The 15,813-nt window shown below is 64.7% G+C and carries 19 protein-coding genes; 7 read left to right on the top strand and 12 right to left on the bottom strand.

Annotated features, from left to right (window positions below):
- Nucleotides 1-175: 175 nt before the first annotated feature.
- Nucleotides 176-1,420 carry an NAD(P)-binding domain-containing protein gene (locus ACSFBL_RS02280; RefSeq protein ID WP_435514115.1) on the top strand — a complete coding sequence of 415 codons (1,245 nt, stop codon included), beginning with the start codon at nucleotides 176-178 and terminating at the stop codon, nucleotides 1,418-1,420.
- Between the two features lie 137 nt (nucleotides 1,421-1,557).
- Here ACSFBL_RS02280 and ACSFBL_RS02275 read toward each other — a convergent pair whose 3' ends face one another.
- Nucleotides 1,558-2,397: a class I SAM-dependent methyltransferase gene (locus tag ACSFBL_RS02275; RefSeq protein ID WP_435514114.1), complete on the bottom strand. Its 840-nt coding sequence runs from the start codon at nucleotides 2,395-2,397 to the stop codon at nucleotides 1,558-1,560.
- Nucleotides 2,394-3,419: a tripartite tricarboxylate transporter substrate-binding protein gene (locus ACSFBL_RS02270; RefSeq protein ID WP_435514113.1), complete on the bottom strand. Its 1,026-nt coding sequence runs from the start codon at nucleotides 3,417-3,419 to the stop codon at nucleotides 2,394-2,396. Before ACSFBL_RS02270 ends, ACSFBL_RS02275 begins: the two co-directional genes overlap by 4 nt.
- Nucleotides 3,420-3,519: 100 nt before the next feature.
- Between ACSFBL_RS02270 and ACSFBL_RS02265 the strand changes: the two genes are divergently transcribed.
- Nucleotides 3,520-4,413, top strand: a complete 894-nt coding sequence (locus ACSFBL_RS02265) for a LysR family transcriptional regulator (RefSeq protein ID WP_435514112.1) — start codon at nucleotides 3,520-3,522, stop codon at nucleotides 4,411-4,413.
- A gap of 111 nt (nucleotides 4,414-4,524) precedes the next feature.
- Here ACSFBL_RS02265 and ACSFBL_RS02260 read toward each other — a convergent pair whose 3' ends face one another.
- The 4 genes from ACSFBL_RS02260 to ACSFBL_RS02245 are packed head-to-tail and all read right to left on the bottom strand — an operon-like array spanning nucleotide 4,525 to nucleotide 6,975.
- Nucleotides 4,525-5,880, bottom strand: coding sequence for a DUF1254 domain-containing protein (locus ACSFBL_RS02260; RefSeq protein ID WP_435514111.1), 1,356 nt, complete (start codon nucleotides 5,878-5,880; stop codon nucleotides 4,525-4,527).
- A gap of 4 nt (nucleotides 5,881-5,884) precedes the next feature.
- On the bottom strand, nucleotides 5,885-6,298 hold the full coding sequence (locus tag ACSFBL_RS02255; protein WP_435514110.1) for a hypothetical protein: 414 nt from the start codon (nucleotides 6,296-6,298) through the stop codon (nucleotides 5,885-5,887).
- Nucleotides 6,295-6,633, bottom strand: coding sequence for a nuclear transport factor 2 family protein (locus ACSFBL_RS02250; protein ID WP_435514109.1), 339 nt, complete (start codon nucleotides 6,631-6,633; stop codon nucleotides 6,295-6,297). Before ACSFBL_RS02250 ends, ACSFBL_RS02255 begins: the two co-directional genes overlap by 4 nt.
- A 21-nt stretch (nucleotides 6,634-6,654) precedes the next feature.
- Complete coding sequence (locus ACSFBL_RS02245; protein ID WP_435514108.1) at nucleotides 6,655-6,975, bottom strand: low molecular weight protein tyrosine phosphatase family protein; 321 nt, start codon at nucleotides 6,973-6,975, stop codon at nucleotides 6,655-6,657.
- Between the two features lie 132 nt (nucleotides 6,976-7,107).
- Between ACSFBL_RS02245 and ACSFBL_RS02240 the strand changes: the two genes are divergently transcribed.
- Complete coding sequence (locus ACSFBL_RS02240) at nucleotides 7,108-7,578, top strand: hypothetical protein (RefSeq protein WP_435514107.1); 471 nt, start codon at nucleotides 7,108-7,110, stop codon at nucleotides 7,576-7,578.
- Between the two features lie 144 nt (nucleotides 7,579-7,722).
- On the opposite strand, the gene ACSFBL_RS02235 is transcribed toward ACSFBL_RS02240, so the two are convergent.
- Nucleotides 7,723-8,412 (bottom strand): DsbA family oxidoreductase, encoded by a 690-nt coding sequence (locus ACSFBL_RS02235; protein WP_435514106.1) that lies wholly within the window; start codon nucleotides 8,410-8,412, stop codon nucleotides 7,723-7,725.
- 196 nt (nucleotides 8,413-8,608) lie between these two features.
- Between ACSFBL_RS02235 and ACSFBL_RS02230 the strand changes: the two genes are divergently transcribed.
- On the top strand, nucleotides 8,609-8,920 hold the full coding sequence (locus ACSFBL_RS02230) for a hypothetical protein (RefSeq protein ID WP_435514105.1): 312 nt from the start codon (nucleotides 8,609-8,611) through the stop codon (nucleotides 8,918-8,920).
- Nucleotides 8,921-9,114: 194 nt separating this feature from the next.
- Nucleotides 9,115-9,609 (top strand): methyltransferase family protein, encoded by a 495-nt coding sequence (locus tag ACSFBL_RS02225; protein ID WP_435514104.1) that lies wholly within the window; start codon nucleotides 9,115-9,117, stop codon nucleotides 9,607-9,609.
- A gap of 139 nt (nucleotides 9,610-9,748) precedes the next feature.
- Here the strand turns inward: ACSFBL_RS02225 and ACSFBL_RS02220 are convergent, their stop codons facing one another.
- The 3 genes from ACSFBL_RS02220 to ACSFBL_RS02210 form a co-directional block, all read right to left on the bottom strand.
- Nucleotides 9,749-9,931, bottom strand: coding sequence for a hypothetical protein (locus ACSFBL_RS02220; RefSeq protein WP_435514103.1), 183 nt, complete (start codon nucleotides 9,929-9,931; stop codon nucleotides 9,749-9,751).
- Entirely contained in the window at nucleotides 9,932-10,057 is a 126-nt protein-coding gene (locus ACSFBL_RS02215; RefSeq protein ID WP_435514102.1) for a hypothetical protein, read from the bottom strand.
- A 100-nt stretch (nucleotides 10,058-10,157) separates the two neighbouring features.
- Nucleotides 10,158-10,775 (bottom strand): TetR/AcrR family transcriptional regulator, encoded by a 618-nt coding sequence (locus ACSFBL_RS02210; protein WP_435514101.1) that lies wholly within the window; start codon nucleotides 10,773-10,775, stop codon nucleotides 10,158-10,160.
- Nucleotides 10,776-10,947: 172 nt separating this feature from the next.
- Between ACSFBL_RS02210 and ACSFBL_RS02205 the strand changes: the two genes are divergently transcribed.
- Nucleotides 10,948-12,795, top strand: a complete 1,848-nt coding sequence (locus tag ACSFBL_RS02205) for a methyl-accepting chemotaxis protein (RefSeq protein WP_435514100.1) — start codon at nucleotides 10,948-10,950, stop codon at nucleotides 12,793-12,795.
- Nucleotides 12,796-12,809: 14 nt separating this feature from the next.
- On the opposite strand, the gene ACSFBL_RS02200 is transcribed toward ACSFBL_RS02205, so the two are convergent.
- Nucleotides 12,810-13,913, bottom strand: a complete 1,104-nt coding sequence (locus tag ACSFBL_RS02200) for an alpha/beta hydrolase (protein WP_435514099.1) — start codon at nucleotides 13,911-13,913, stop codon at nucleotides 12,810-12,812.
- A 6-nt stretch (nucleotides 13,914-13,919) separates the two neighbouring features.
- Nucleotides 13,920-14,906: a Bug family tripartite tricarboxylate transporter substrate binding protein gene (locus tag ACSFBL_RS02195; protein ID WP_435514098.1), complete on the bottom strand. Its 987-nt coding sequence runs from the start codon at nucleotides 14,904-14,906 to the stop codon at nucleotides 13,920-13,922.
- 104 nt (nucleotides 14,907-15,010) lie between these two features.
- Here ACSFBL_RS02195 and ACSFBL_RS02190 point away from each other — a divergent pair, with 104 nt between their 5' ends.
- On the top strand, nucleotides 15,011-15,694 hold the full coding sequence (locus ACSFBL_RS02190; protein ID WP_435514097.1) for a GntR family transcriptional regulator: 684 nt from the start codon (nucleotides 15,011-15,013) through the stop codon (nucleotides 15,692-15,694).
- The last annotated feature ends 119 nt before the right edge of the window (nucleotides 15,695-15,813 follow it).

Genomic DNA, 15,813 nt, shown 5'->3' with positions numbered 1-15,813 from the left:
CGAGCGGAACGGCAGTTGACTGCGATGACCGACCATCGCATATTTCGCGAGAGCGTCGAGGGAGACTTGGAAACCCACGCCAATGAATGGCATTGGACGTGCGCCGGATGAATGCTCCGGCTTGCGCAGGAGGAAATCGCGATGCACAGCGGGGTCCGGCATGTCTACTGAGCGGGTGGAAACCATCGTGATCGGCGGCGGTCAGGCGGGTTTGGCCATGAGCTACCACCTGGGGCGCCTGGGCGGTGAGCACCTCGTGCTCGAGCGCGGAGAACTTGCGGAGCGTTGGCGCAGCGAGCGCTGGGATTCGCTGCACTTCCAGTCTCCCAACTGGAACATGAACCTTCCGGGTTGGCCCCGGATGACAGCCGACCCACAAGCCGACCCTGATGCCTTTTCGCCTCTGTGCGAGGTGACGGGCTACATCGAACGCTATGCGGCGAACATCCGTGTTCCCGTGCGCACCCGGTGCGCGGCGCTCTCGCTCACCCGCCGGCCGGGGTCGCGCGAGTTGCAGGTGCAGACGGAAGGCACGCTCTACGTGGCACGCAACGTCGTCGTGGCCACGGGCCCCTATCAAGTTCCGCGGGCGACACTTCCACTTGGCGGGGGCGTGTTCGAGTTGCATTCGACCCAGTACCGCAATCCCATGCAACTGCCTGCCGGCGCCGTGCTCGTGGTCGGCAGCGGGAACTCCGGCGTTCAGATTGCCGAGGAGTTGTGCCGCGCCGGACGGCGTGTGTTCCTGTCCGTCAGCTCGCACGAGCGGATCCGGCGTCACTATCGCGGGAAGGATTGCATATGGTGGCTGATCGCAACGGGCTCCGCCGATTCGACGCTCAGTGAGTGGACGGGCGCGCGCCTGTCTCGATTGATGACCGGTGTGAATGGCGGGTATGACATCGACCTGCGCCGACTGGCGGCCGAAGGGATCGTGCTGATCGGCCGCGTCAAGGCCGCCGAGAACGGCAGGATCGCCATTGCCGACGATCTGGCCGCCAGCATGGCGCACGGCGACGAATCGCTGGATGCATTCACTCGTCGATGCGACGACGCGGCTCGCGCGCAGAAACTGGATCTGCCTCCGGCGGATCCGTCCCCCGAGCCGACGCCGGATCCGCGGGATCCGCCGGGGCTTCAGAAGCCCATCCGGACCGTCGATCTCGTTCGCGAGGACATCAAATCGGTGATTTGGGCCAATGGCGCGCAGGCGGATTTCGGCTGGATCGACCTCCCCGTCTTCGGCCAGTCACCCGGATCGAAGAGGACACCTGTGCACGAGCGCGGAGTGACCGCCGAAGCCGGTCTGTATTTCCTGGGCCTGCCCTGGCTACACAAATGGAAGTCGGCCTTCCTGTTCGGCGCGGACGAGGACGCGGGCTACCTGGCGGCGCATATCGTTCCAGGAAAGGGGAACTGATCCAGTTGGGGTGGACGCGCAGTTTGCCTGCTTCTGTAGCAAGGGGAGTGCCGCGCGAAGTAGCGAGCTGATGGGCCGCTCGCTCGGCTTCCAGGACTCGGCGGCCGACTGTGAAGCTTCGGTTCCACGCGCTGGCGTCAGCCCGCTCGCGCAGCCGAGCCCAGCAGGAGTTCGTTCGGCCCGCGCCAGCCCTGCTCGCAGCGGAATTGCTGAAGCGCCTCCTCCATTTCTCGCCAGGCCGACTCCCGGGCGTTTGCATCCAGGGGCGCGAGGACTTCCATGATCGGTGAACCCGAACTTCGAACGAAGGCGACGTAGGCAGCGGCATCAGGCAGTTCGAATGGCGCTGCAAGCGATTCCACTGCAACCTCGACATAGCCCGCTGCCGTCAGCAGGCTTGCAAGTCTGCCCGGTGCCGCGAGGCTGAACAATCCGCCATCGGCATAGGGCGAGACGCCACCGCTCAACCCCCGGTGCTTGCGGGCCACCTTCATCATGGTCGTGATGCAAGGGTTGTTCGCGGGGTCACCGAACACCAGTGCCACGAAGCGACCGCCCGGCCGCAGGACCTTGAACGCTGCTGCCAGCGCAGCGGCCGGGTTCATGCAGAACATGAGCCCGAGCCTGCAAATCACCGCATCGAAAGACGCCTCCGCATGAACCGGCTGCTCCGCGTCCGCGACGGCGAAGCGCACGTTCGTCAGGCCGGCCGCTTCGATGTTCCGGCGAGCGAAGTCGAGGATCTTCGGCGAGATGTCGGTCGCCAGCACGTGACCCGTCGGCCCGACGGCGAGCGCGATGTCCTTCGTCTGATCGCCCGCTCCCGCCGCGAGATCGAGCACACGTGCACCTGGGCGGAGGCGCGCCTCGGTCAGCATCGCTGCGGTTGCCCGACGCAACCATGCATGAACGATCGGCGTGCTTCGGGACCAGCCTTCGGCGGCCTGGTTCCACGCGCTCACCACCGCGTCCGTCATGCGTCTCCCCGGATGCCAGCCTTGACCAGCAGCGGCCCCCAGGCACGGCGGTCGTCCTCTACCTTCGCGGCCAGTCCTGCGGGCGAACTGTGCGCGGCCACCATGGCTGCATCGTCGAACCGGTGTGCCAGTCCGGCGCGGGCGACGACGCTGCCCACTGCCTCCGACGCGCGTTCCGCAGCGCTGCCCGGGGTGCCACCCGGTGCGAAGAAGGCGAACCACTCGCGCATCACCGTTCGCGCGTAGCCCTGTTCCGCAAGCGTTGGCACTGCCGGCGAGAAGGGGCTGCGCTCGAGTCCCGACGTGCCGAGCATCCTCAGGCGGCCGCTGGCGAGTTGCGGCAGCAGGAGGCCTTCCGGGAGCACCAGCACGGCGACCTGGCCGCCGAGCAGCGCCGCCATGGCGGGCGGGCCGCCCGGGTAGGGAACATGACGCCAGTCCAGCCCGGCCTGGTCGAACAGCATGACCTCGAGAATGTGCGGCAGGGTACCAGTGCCTGGCGATGCCGCGTTGGCCTCGCCGGGATGGCGCCGCATCCATTCGACCAGCATCCGCAGGTCGGCGACCCCCGCCGGCACGGCATTGCCCACGGCCACGCCAAGATTCATCTCTGCCGCGAGCGACACGGGCACGAGGTCCCGCGCGGGGTCGTAGCCAAGCTTCCCGTACAGGGTGGGGTAGAGGCTGGCGATCGCGCCTTGTCCGAGCAGCCAGGTCGCGGCATCGGCCGGCGCCGACTTCAGCGCCTGGACCGCGATCTGGCCTGCCGCACCCGGCCGGTTGTCGACGACGACCTGCTGCGCGAAGACACCGGCAAGCGCCTCGCCAAAGCTTCGCGCGACGATGTCCGGCACGCTGCCTGCAGGGCCGGTACACAGGATGCGAAGGCGTTCGTGCTTCGGTGAAGACGTCGTTTGCCCGAGGGCGGCGGAACTGCAGACAGCCGCAGCCGCTGCGGCGGCACCGGCAATCAGCACGCGGCGCCGCGGCATGTGGCGATTCGTGAGTGGGCTTGTCGTCATGGCGGCCTCGAAGTGATGTGGCAACCCAGCCTAGGCCGGCACTCCGCGGGCCACAAGGCGCAGACTTGCGGAACGGGGCCGCAATAGTGCATAACGGGTCATGCTCGATTGGAACGACCTGAAATACTTCGTGGCTGTGGCGCAGCACGGCAGCACGCTGGCCGCAGGCCGGGCCCTGGAGGTCGACCAGTCGACGGTGCAGCGACGGCTGACCGCACTGGAGCGGCACATCGGCCGTGCCCTGGTTCAGCGCCATACCACCGGCTACAGACTCACCGACTTCGGCACCGAGGTGCTGGATGCCGCGCGCGAGGTCGAGCGGGCCGTGGGCGCGTTCGAGCAGGTGCTGGTCGTTTCGAAGCGCAATGCGGCGGGTGTGATCCGGCTCACCTGCCCGGAGCCGTTGGTCAATCGGTTGACGCGATCCGGGTTGCTGGATCGCTTCCATGCGCAGCACCCCGAGCTGCATGTGGAATTCGTGATGAGCGACAAGTACGTCGACCTGCGCAGCGGCGAGGCCGACGTCGCGCTGCGTTCGGGCGACACTGACGACGCCGTGCTGGTCGGTCGCAAGGTGGGCGACTCGCTGTGGGCCGTCTATGCGAGCCTGGAGTATGTGGCGCGCCATGGCAAGCCTTCCTCCATCGAGGAAATCCCGGGACACCCGCTGGCCGGGTTTGAAGAAAGCATGGCGGGGCACCGTGCGAGCCAGTGGCTGCGCCAGGTTGCACCGAACGCGAATATCGTCGCCCGGAGCGGCAGTGTGCTCGGCCTCCTGCTGTCAGTAAAGGCCGGCGTGGGCATCGCACCGCTGCCGACCGCGCTTGGGGATTCCGAGACAGAACTGGTGCGGGTGCTCGGTCCCATCCCGGCGCTGTCGCGGGACTGGCGGCTGCTCGCGATGCCCGAGATCCGGAAGACGGCCCGCGTCAGCGCCTTCTTTGACTTCATCGCCTCGGAAATAGACGCGCTCAAACCCATCATCACTGGCTAGCGAGTGCCCGCGCGTGTGAAGAGCAGACCTTCCAGACTTGATTGATCGTGCGTTTGATAGCGCTGGCTGGACGGGGACGCTCTCGGTGGAGAAGTCTGACCTTCCCGGGAATCAACTTGCTTCGACAAAGTCGCCAAGCGGCCAAGTGCGATCGAAGTATGCTTCCGTTGGCTCGTAAAGCCGAAAGTAGGCGAACCATGATTTGCCCGGCACGGTGGGAATCCAGTTGCTTTCGAGTCCCGGCGGCGCCTTGGGCGAGCAGTAGACGTCGATCGAGCCATCCTTGTTGGCTTGCAGTGGCATCCGCGACGAGCGGTCGGCGATCTTCTGCTTGTTGACCAGCAGGGAGCGCGTGGAGACGTCGTACAGCGTCACCGACCAGAACAGCTTCATCGGCGCATTCGGCGGCACGCGCAGGCGATAGCTGCGCCCGCCGTCGAGCCACTGGCCTGCTTTGTCCTTATACGCTCCCAGATAAGCCGAAGAAGGGCCGGGCCGCTTGGGCGCCATGTCAGGACTGGCCGAGACCGCTTCGTAGAACCACGATGCGCGCTGGTCGAGCAGGTTCCAGAACGCGGCGGGATTGTCGGCGTCGAGTTGCAACGCATAGTGCCACTGCGTGCGCGGCCGGTACATCATGCCAGCGAAGCGGCGCTCGAAGGTGTTGGCGCGCGCCATCGCTTCGCCCACGACCACTGCCTCCGCCAGGATCTTTGTCTGCCGCACATCGGGCTTGAAGCGCTTGCCTTTCTCGATGCCGAGCGGCTTCAGCATGTCGTGGAAGAAGACGTCGCGGGGGTTGATCGGCTCGCGCTGCACGACCTCGTCGAGGCGCTCCCAATAGCCCATGTCGCGGCGCGGTACGCCGCTCCATGCCTTGCCCTTGGGTGAGACAAAGCGCGTCTTGGGCAGGGCGCTGCGCCTGGCATACGGGTAGACGCTGAAGCGCGCGAGCTGGGCCGCGCCTTCCTTTGGGTCGGTCGAAGTGATGCGCAAGCCGACCATGCATAGGTTCGTCGCGGTGAGACGGACCTCGTAGCCTTTGGTATCGGCCGGCGCATCCTGTCCGGGACCGATCAACAGGTATTTGGCCGGCCTGGCGGTATCGGTGACGTTGAATTGCCAGCCGTCGATGATGCCGCCTCGCACGCCGGGCGGCAGGTCGACCACCACGGGGCCCTTGGCCAGATCGAGAAAGCTGAGGTAGTACGGTGTGGTCCCGTTCGGCGTCATGATGCCGAGCTTGTCGTCGAAAGTGACGGCCGCCCCGACGGTGCCAAAGCCTGCGCCGAACGAGGCCAGGCCGCGCTGCCATTCGGCCATGGAAACCGCTGGCAGCGACCACAAATAGAGTTGGCAGGCGCGCTGGAAATCACGCTCGTCGTACAGCTTCTCGACAGTCGCCTCGGTCGGATAGCCGTTCGTGAACTCGTGCGTGAACTGAAGCGGCCCGATTCGGGTCTTCATCGTGCTAATCTTGATCTTCGCAGCGGATGCCTTGCGTGCGGCCATGAAGTTTCTCCGTTGTTGAGGGGTACGCCGACGGCAGTCGCTTGAGTTTCTCGACGTCGGGCAACTTCCATGTGGTCTTGTCGAAGAACACCTGGGCGGCGAACACAGCGCCAGCGATGCCGCACGGCATCGGAGGTTGCTGCCACTGCTCCGTCGTCGAGTACCAGACGCGAATCAGGTCGCCCTTATGCAGGAACCTCCCCCTGAGGTCTGCGTCCCCATAGGCCTCGGCAAGACTTTTTGTGGAGAAGCGCAAACTGCCGTCGAGCGAATGACTTCTACATGGCAAATTCTGCCTCAGCCTCGAAAGTCCGGAGCCGGCTGACCTGTGCCACAGCCACAGCCGTGGACGGTGCAGTTGCTTTGCATTCATTCCTCAGGAAATAGCCAAACGCGTTCGATGAGCCCGTCTGCGACGTGGTAGACCGCCACAACCTCGAATGGCTGTTCTCGCAAGCCGAACACACGCTCGTGGTCGACGACCTTGGTCCCGCACACCATTCGACCGAGAAGCTCGGCTCGATGGTTCATTACGGCAAAGACTTTGGTCGCATAGAGCTCGGAGATGGCAGCCTTGCCGGACGCGACCGGCTCGGTGGATGGCGCTCGATACAGCGCCGCATTCTCGGCGTAGGTCGCCAGGAACGCACTGAGGTCGTGTGCGTTGTAAGCCTCGAACTGGCGCTGAACAATGTGGACCGGCAACATGGACTGTTCCTCCTGAGCACGCTAACGCAAGTGTTGACCGACCTTCCGCCGCAGCAGTGTGACGAGTTCAGGCTGCATGAACTGGAAACGGTCGGGAACATCCAGGCACACAACTTTCTTTCCCTGCAAGGACGCCGCGAAGCGCTGCCTGAGCTTCAACCGGTGCTGCTTCTCCATCACGAAAATCAGGTCCGCCCATTCAACCTGTTCGGCGCTCAATACGCAGTCTGCGTCGGGCGCGAGGCCGGCGGAGTCCGTCTCGATGTCAGGCGCCGCGAACATGCTCTCGGCGGTGGGGCTGCGGAGCCTGTTCCGGCTGCAGATAAAGAGCACACGGCGCATTGATGGCGTCTGGTGGAACGTGGGTAGGAGCCGAAATTCTGGCAGAGCCCTGCCCCTCTGGTCTTGGCCGACTTGGGTTGCGCCGGGGCGCGCTACGATGACAGCTGTCCGAGCTTCGACATGGAGACGCCCGTGAAAGCCTTCCACCTGCACTTGTTGCCACCGGTCCTGGCCCTGTTGCTGGCCGCTTGCGCCAGCGATCCGTCCCGACTGGCCGTCGGCTCTTCGCGCGCCCAGGCCCTGCAGCAGTTGGGCAAGCCGACTGCCACCTACCCACTGCCCGATGGCGGCGAGCGCTTGCAGTATTCAACCGAGCCATATGGATACGAGGTCAACAACGTCGATCTGAATGCGGCTGGACAAGTAGTGGCCGTGCGCTCCGAACTCGCCGCGCCGTTGGTCAACAACCCGATCCAAATTGGCAAATGGCGCGAGGCAGACATCTTGCGGACCTATGGAAAGCCCTTTCAAGTGACGCGAGTTGATTCCTTCGACGGCACGATCTGGAGCTGGCACATACAGCAGAACTACCTGCCGTATCTGTTCTACGTCTACTTCGATCCGGCCGGTGTGGTGGTGCGCTACTCCGTCAGCCCTCAATGACGCAGATCGGGCGCTGCGCAGGCGGGCGCGGCGCCGCCAAGTACGCGCTTTGCCTGCTGACCGCAGCCCGTCCGAATGTCTGGGCGGGCGCATGGGACCATTGGATAGTCGAGTGCCTCGGGGCCACCGCGCAGACATGGCCGTCTACGCGTCAAGCGCCTGCAAGATGGCGTCCAGCATCGTCTCGGAGGGCATTGCGCCCGAGAATGCCAACGACCCGTCGAGCACAAAGAATGGCACTCCCTGGACCGGATAGCAGGTGGCCACAGGGCTCCTCCCGCCGGCGCACGATTCATCGCCCCCGAGGCTGCCGCTGACGTCTGGCTGTAGTCCGCATTCCAGCGCCAGACGCTCAAGCACGGAGCAATCACCGATGTCCTTCCCCTCGAGGAAGTAGGCCGTGAAGATGCGATCGACCAGCTTCGCCTGCTGAGTCTTGTCGGTGCGCTCGATCAATGCGTGAGCCCTGGCCGTGTTCGGCAAGACCTGGATTCGATCAAAGGCAAACTGGACTCCCGCAGCGTTGCCGGCCTGCTGCACCTGCGCGCGGCGCATGGTGACGGCTTCGGAACTGCCCAGACGCGCCAGATAGAAGGCCTGATAAGGCACGCCACCTTCTGGGGTGTCCGGAAGCAAGACATGCGACCGCCAGAAAACTTCGAGATGGACATCCTGCCGCAGTTCGGCAAGTTTGCGCGCTGCGGCGTCCGCATGCCGCTTGCCGATCAGGCACCACGGGCAGACGAAATCGAAGAAGACCTCGATTGCCAGAGAACGTCTCGCACCCACTCCTTCCGCGCTCTTCGGTACAGCCATCGATGCAGGCATTTTCATGAACCAATTCCCCATGAGTCAGAGGCCGTCGTACGACCCGGCCAATCCAGCGATCCCGCCGCCGCTGCAAATCTACCGGCCGATCGCAGGTGCCGCCCCCTCCGTCAAGGAGGGGGCGCCCGGGTGTCCCTCGCGGCAAGATTCAGTGCCATCGTGAGCGCCGATCGCCGATCGCCGATCGCCGATCCCAGAAGGAGTGCACGCTCGCGAGCACTTTCTTCTTTTTGATTTCAGTTATGCGCAAGCCATCCCCAACCGCTACCAAGCCATGAGCATTCCGCCGCGTGAGTGGTGGGTATTCGTGCACGCTCCCGATGTCGGATACATCGGGACAGTGAAGGAATCCACCGAGGAACTCGCTCGTCTTGCGGCGCTGTCGAAATACTCCAAGAAGGGTGAGCGCGCCAGGCTGTTCAAGCGCCGACAAATGCGGCGTCCTGAGAGCATGCACATCTTTGAAGATGATGACTTTGATGTGAGGCCCGAACGAACGCACCCGTCCGCTTAGCCTCTGTTTTGCACAAACCAATGCCCGCTTCGGCACATTGCGGTCACCCCTGCGAGCCGGGTGACAAAGACGGTTGATGTGGGCTAATAATGTTGGGCGGGGTGCGCTGCGAATCAGCAGCAGCGTGCATGAAGCTGCCCGCTCCGTGCGAGCGACTTTCGAGGCGCCCGTTGTTTCGAGTACCTGATCCTATCGTGCACCGCGCCGCCGCGATCATCGGTTCCGCCATCTTCCTGGTCATTGCGCCGGGCACGCTCGCCGTGTACGTCCCTTGGTACCTCACGCACTGGCACTTCGCGCCTCCGCTGTTCCCGATCGCGCGCGTCCTCGGCGCGGCCCTGATCGTCGCCGGGTTGCCCATCTTGCTCGATTCGTTCGCTCGCTTCGCGTTGCAGGGCCTCGGCACACCGGCGCCCGTGATGCCTCCCAAGCGCCTCGTCGTCACCGGGCTCTATCGCTATGTCCGCAATCCGATGTACGTCGCAGTCACGGCGTTGATCGCCGGCCAGGGCCTCCTGTTCGGGAGCGTCACGGTGCTGGAGTACGGCGCGCTCGTGTGGGCCGGATTCTTCTTGTTCGTTGTAGCCTACGAAGAGCCTGCGCTGAGCGAGCAGTTCGGCGACGAGTACAAGCGCTACCGGGCGAACGTGAGGCGATGGCTACCGCGCATCACCCCATGGCGCGGGTAGGCGGTAAGAACGCTGATCGTCAGTCGCTCATCGCTGCTCAGCCGCCGTCTCGCCGCGCGGGGTTCTGATTGGGCGGCGCCATCGTTGTCCCGGATTAGGAAAAACCCATACGGTGTATACATAAACTTACGTGTACGATTCATAAATTGAAACCAGCACGTGCCGGCATCGAGCGCAAGGCAAGGCTGATTTTGAGGACGCGGTTCTCATCAAATATTGACTCACCACGGAGACATGCAGGTCGACCAGCGAAATGCGCCAGCACAAAGATGTCATCGAATTGCGCAATCGCTTGCTCGAGGCGGAAGCCGACGGCGACCATTCAAAGCGGCGTCAAATCCTCGCCCACCTCGAGCGCATTGAACTGCGCGAACTCACGGCGCAACAGCGCGAGGAGCAGGCCAGGCACATTGCGCAGCAGTGCGATGTCTGAAACGACATGCGGCATGCACAATCACCTCTCCCAGTGATCGACACGTTCATGGTCCCTGCCGCCAGGGCGGCCTATCCGGGTTGCCGGCCTACTGCACGCTGCCAGAGTCCCGCGGCTACTTCTTCGGCGAGCGCGCCGGTCCTTCGAGCAGGCATTGCTCCACGGCGGCCACGATCTGACGGATCACGGTCGCGCGCAACGTCACCATATCGCCCCAAGGGTACCGACGGTTGAGGAGTGAAGCGTTCAGGTACCCATACATCATCGTGACGCTCACGTCGTCCGCCAGCTTGGCGTGCTTCAGGCCTGTTCCGAGCTCTGCGGCAAATTCGGCGGTGTTGCGTCGAAGGAGCGCGAGCAGTTGTGCATACACGGGTGCCTGTTCGGCCCCTGGGCGCTCGGTTCGGTGCGCGGCGTGCTTCTGTGTCTGATGAACCAGAAGATATTCATCCGGATGGGTCTCCCAAAACGTGAGGAAGGCATCCGTCGTAGCCGCCACTCGAGCCCGGCCGCTCGCCGCGCTCTCCGCCGCATTCTTCATGGCGTCGTACAGACCATGAAGGACGTGCTCCCACAGGCTGGCGAGCAAGGCGGACTTGCTTTCGAAGTATCGATACGGTGTCATGAGCGACACCCCGACGCGCTCTGCAACCACGCGGATGGAGACTGCCTCCAGCCCGCCCTCCGTGAAGGCCTCGAGCGCCGCTTGCGTGAACTCCGCCTTCAGTTTCATCGCGTCTTCGACGTTGCCGCGCCTGACGCGGGGACGTGCTGACGGTCGAACCCGGTCGCGCGGCTGGTCCGCGCTTGCGGCTCGTTCGCGAGGGGACTTGGTAGCGGTGCTCTTGGCCATGCGTCGAAGCATATTCGATGATCACAAGGTCGGATTTGCCGGGTTCTCTTGAATGTGGTTTTGTAAATTTATACGTAAAGTTTTGTCGAATGAGGCCGATAGCCAAGGAGCCAAGACGCTTTCGCGGCCAAGCCGGAGCAGACCAGCACCACCGGTCGCTCGCGGTGCGGGCGGCACACCCGTCTTGCCCTCAACCTTTTGGAGATCGGCATCCATGAACATCCTTACTCGCATGAAAATCGCGGCCCGTCTGGGCGCCGCATTCGCCGTGGTCCTGGCCGTGGTTCTATTGATTTCGGGCCTCTCTCTCATGGCGCTGGCCGATGCCAGTGCGCGCTTCGACCTGTATGTCAACGGCATCAACGCCCGAGCCAAGATGGCGGACCAGGTTCGCACGGCCGTGGATCGGCGCGCCCTCGCGGCCCGAAACCTCGTGCTGGTCACGAAGCCCGCGGATTTCGAGGTCGAGAAGGCGCTGGTCAACGCGGCACACGAGGACGTCAAGTCGAGCTTGGCGCAGCTGAAGAAGATGGTCATGGCGGCCGATGCGAGTGACAGGGCGCGCAGTCTCGTCGCCGAGATCGACAAGGTCGAGCAGTCCTACGGACCCGTGGCCCTGGCCATCGTCGATCTTGCGCTCAAGGGCAGGAAAGCCGAAGCCATTGCCAGGATGGATGACGAGTGTCGGCCGCTCTTGGCGGCGCTGATCGAAGCGACCAACAACTATGCCAAGTTCACCGAAGGGCGCTCGCAAGAGTTGATACAGGAGGCCGGTTCCCTGTACGCAAGCGAGCGCAACGTGCTGGTGATCTCATGCCTGGCTGCATTCATGGCGGCTGCGCTTGCGGGCCTGCTGGTGACGCGCTCGATCACGGTACCCATCGCCCAGGCCGTCAAGGTTGCCGAGACTGTTGCGGCCGGCGATCTCACCTCCGTCGTGCACAGCGCCAGTGCCGACGAGACGGGGCAACTGCTGACCGCCCTGAAGAAAATGAACGACAGCTTGGTGACCATCGTCGGCCAGGTCCGCAACAGTTCCGATTCGATTGCCACCGGTTCCGCCCAGATTGCCACTGGCAACGCCGACCTGTCGCAGCGGACCGAGGAACAAGCCAACAACCTTCAGCAGACAGCTGCGTCGATGGAGCAGCTGACGTCCACCGTCAAGCAAAACGCCGAGACCGCCCGCCAGGCAAACCAGCTCGCCACCGGTTGCTCGGAAGCCGCCAGGCAAGGGGGCGAGGTGGTCGAACGCGTGGTCTCCACGATGGACGTGATCAGCCAGTCGTCCAGGAAGATTGCCGAGATCATCGGCGTCATCGACGGGATCGCGTTCCAGACCAACATCCTTGCGCTCAACGCCGCGGTGGAGGCGGCCCGTGCCGGTGAACAGGGCCGTGGCTTCGCGGTCGTCGCGGGCGAGGTGCGCAACCTCGCACAGCGCAGCGCGCTGGCGGCCAGGGAGATCAAAGCCCTGATCGGGGAAAGCGTCGACAAGGTGGAGAGCGGGGCTCAGCTCGTGGGCGAAGCGGGTCGGTCGATGGGCGAGATCGTGATGCAGGTCCAGCGCGTGAGCGATCTGATCGCCGAAATCAGCGCCTCCAGTGCCGAGCAGAGCACGGGAATGGGGCAGATCGGCCACGCAGTCACTCAGCTCGACCAGGTGACGCAGCAGAACGCCGCGTTGGTCGAGGAGAGTGCTGCGGCGGCGGAGAGCCTCAAGCATCAAGCGGCCGGTTTGGCGGCGGCAGTCTCGGCTTTCAAACTGGGCACCGGTGAGGGGCGCCTCCCCTACAGCCCCGCGCTCCAAGTCTTGTCGAAGGCCACGCCCATGCGTGGGCGGGCGCGGCATGCGCCCAAGGCGAAGACAGCTTCGGGGCGCGAGCGTGCCCAGGCTTAGGGATTTCGCGTCCGTCAATGGCTGACAACGTTCCCGGGCAGACGGCTGACCCAGTTGCTCAACACGGCTGCGACGTCGAGGTTGTTCTTCTCGAGCATCACCATGTGGCCGTTGCCATGGATGCCGAGGTCGGCGAGGCGAATGGAATCGATTTCGGCACCGGCCTGCACCAGCCAGCGCACCGTGCAATGGTCGAAGGGCGCGTGATAACTGGCCTCGGTGGCCACCACCGCAATCGGAATGCCCCGGAGCCTTGGCAATTGGCGCGCGGGCTCCTGCTGCATCCAGCATGTCTGCAGTCCTGGCGCGTCGGCCGCGGCCTGCTGCTCGAGCTGCAGGTCACTCGCCTTCGTGATGGGCGGCGCGTACGTCATCGCGATATCAGCGACACCCCAAGCGGCGGTCCTCCGATTGCCCGACTGAATGGGCGGACCTTGAGGCTCGACAGCAACGATGCCCTTCACCAGTTGCGGTCGCGCATCCGCGATCAACCAACCAAAGGGGCCGGCCTGTGAATGCGTGATCAGGACGGCGGGACCGATGCGCTCGAGCAAGGCGACGCCAGCCGCCTGCATCGCTGTCTGCGTGGCGACGTTCGATCCGACATATTCGACCTGGCTTGCATAGAACTGGTCGAAGACTGGATCACCCCGGCGCCCGGTGCCCGGCCACTGCGTATGCAGCCTGGCTTGCGGCCAATCGCCGCTCGATGCGGTGAAGAGAGCCTCCACCGTCGCGACCGGGAAGTTGCGCAGTTCGCCATCGATCCCCGGATGCCAGGCCGAGCGACCTCGCGCGGGTTGGTCCACCAGGTAGACCTCGTACCCCTGTTCCACGAAGTACTGGGCCCAGCCCGTGCGTCCGTCCGGCGTGGTCATCCAGTTGACGGCCGTCTGCGCGGTGCCGGAGATCAGCACCAGCGGGTAGCTGCGCGTCGTCCTGGGTGGTCGCAGGTGCTCCACGTACATGGCGCCCCGCATGACTTCCTTGCCCGTTTCGCCGACGTAGGTGCCGCCGACAAAGAACACTTCGCGCGGGTTGCTTTTCTGCGCACCGGGTGAGGCGCAGCCTGCGGCGAGGCAAGCCGCGGCAACGAGTGCGATAAGCCAACTTCGCATGACGCCTCAGTCGACGGTGGCGCCGGAGGCCGCGACCGCCTTGGACCAGCGCGCGATCTCCGCTGCGAGGAAGGTGCGGAACTCGGCGCTGCTGCCGCCCGCAGGCTCGCCGCCCTGGGCGCGCATCTGCTCGGCAAAGGCCGGATCACGCAACGCCTGATTGACCAGGTCGTTCAGCTTGGCGACCACCGCGGGCGAGGTACCGGCTGGCGCGAACAGTCCGGACCACACGACCGCGCGGAAGGCCGGCACGCCTTGCTCGGTCAGTGTCGGCGTGTCCGGCGCATTGGGCGAGCGGGCATCGGAGGCCACGCCGATCAGCCGCACCTTGCCGTTGCGGATCTGCGGCAGGATGGAGGCGCCGGCATCGAATGCCAGCTGGATCTGCCCACCGATCAAATCCTGCAGCACGATGGGCGAGCCCTTGTACGGCACATGGACCATGTCCAGCCCCATCGTCTTCTTGAGCGTTTCCATCGCCAGGTGCTGGGTGGTGCCGCTGCCGCCCGAGCCGTAGCTGAGCTTTCCCGGGTTCGCCTTGGCGTACGCCACCAGCTCCTTGACGTTCTTCACCGGCAGGTTGTTGTTGACCACCAGGTAGAGCGGTCCGGTCGACATCGGCACGATCGGCTCGAAGGACTTCAGCGTGTCGTAGGGCAGCTTCTTGTAAAGCGACGGATTGATCGCCATCGGCCCCCCGGTGGACAGCAACAGCGTGTAGCCGTCAGGGGCCGCGTTCTTCGCCGCCTCGGCAGCAATGATGCCGTGCGCCCCGGGCTTGTTGTCGACGAAGAAGGGCTGGCCGGTCAGGGTCGCCAGCTTGGTCGCGAGCGAGCGTGCATTGGCGTCGGCGGAGTCGCCGGGCGGCGTGCCGATGACGATGCGCACCGTCTTGGCGGGGAAGTCGCCTTGTGCTCGGACAGGCGCCGCGATGGCAAAGAGGCTGGCCAGCGCCATGCTGGCGGCGAGAAGGCGGGTGGATCTGTGGGTCATGCGATGTTGTCTCCTGAGGCGGCTGAGTATCACAAATGTACCTTCGTTGCGCAAGTGGTATACCAACTGGACGCAGCGGGAATTAACGCCTACACTCGCGTCCCATGAATGCAAAAACTCCCGTCGAATCCGACGCGATCCAAGCCACCGAGCCGGCGCTGGCCCTTTCGGAGCGCGCCCACAAGGCCATGATGGGGATGCTGCTGAGCGGCGAGCTGGCACCCAACGAGGTGGTGACCGAGCGCCAGATCGCGCTCCAGCTCGGCATCTCCCGGACTCCGCTGCGAGAAGCCGTGCGCCGCCTGGAGGGCGAGCGCCTCCTCGAGCGCCAGCGCAACGGCGCCCTCGTCGTGCGCGCGTTGCCCGTCGAGGAGTACATGCACATCCTCAACGTGCGCCGCCTGGTCGAAGGCGAGGCCGCACGGCTCGCCGCCGGCCGGGTGCCGGTTGCCGAGCTCGAGCAGCTCAAGCGTCGCATCGGCGAGGCGCTGCAATTGCCGGAAGACGCTGTCACGCCGGAATTCGCGGCCAGCGATCGCGACCTGCATGCGCTGATCGCGACGGCCAGCGGCAATCCCGTGTTGCAGCAGGTCATCGCCGACCTCAGGACGCGCACGGCGATGTTCAGGTTCGGCCGGCTCCCCATTCGACGAAAGACCGTCTGCGCCGAGCACCTGGCCATCATCGATGCGCTGATCGCGGGGGATGCGGAGGGCGCCCGGAAGGCCATGCACGACCACGTCGACCAGGTCCGGCTCATGATCCTCGCGCGGCTCGGCGGCCAGTAGCGGCACACCAGTTTCTTTTTTTGCTTTCGACGAGGTGCATGCCAAGTGCCTCGTCGGCGCGGCGCTGCGCCTCGCTTTCTTCATCGTTACAGGAGACACCCATGACAGGAGCACAGATC

This window comes from Variovorax glacialis (assembly GCF_051216375.1).
In the GTDB taxonomy this organism is placed as follows: Bacteria; Pseudomonadota; Gammaproteobacteria; order Burkholderiales; family Burkholderiaceae_C; genus Variovorax.
The sequence above is the reverse complement of the archived record's forward strand: the minus strand, read 5'-3'. Positions and strand labels throughout refer to the sequence as shown.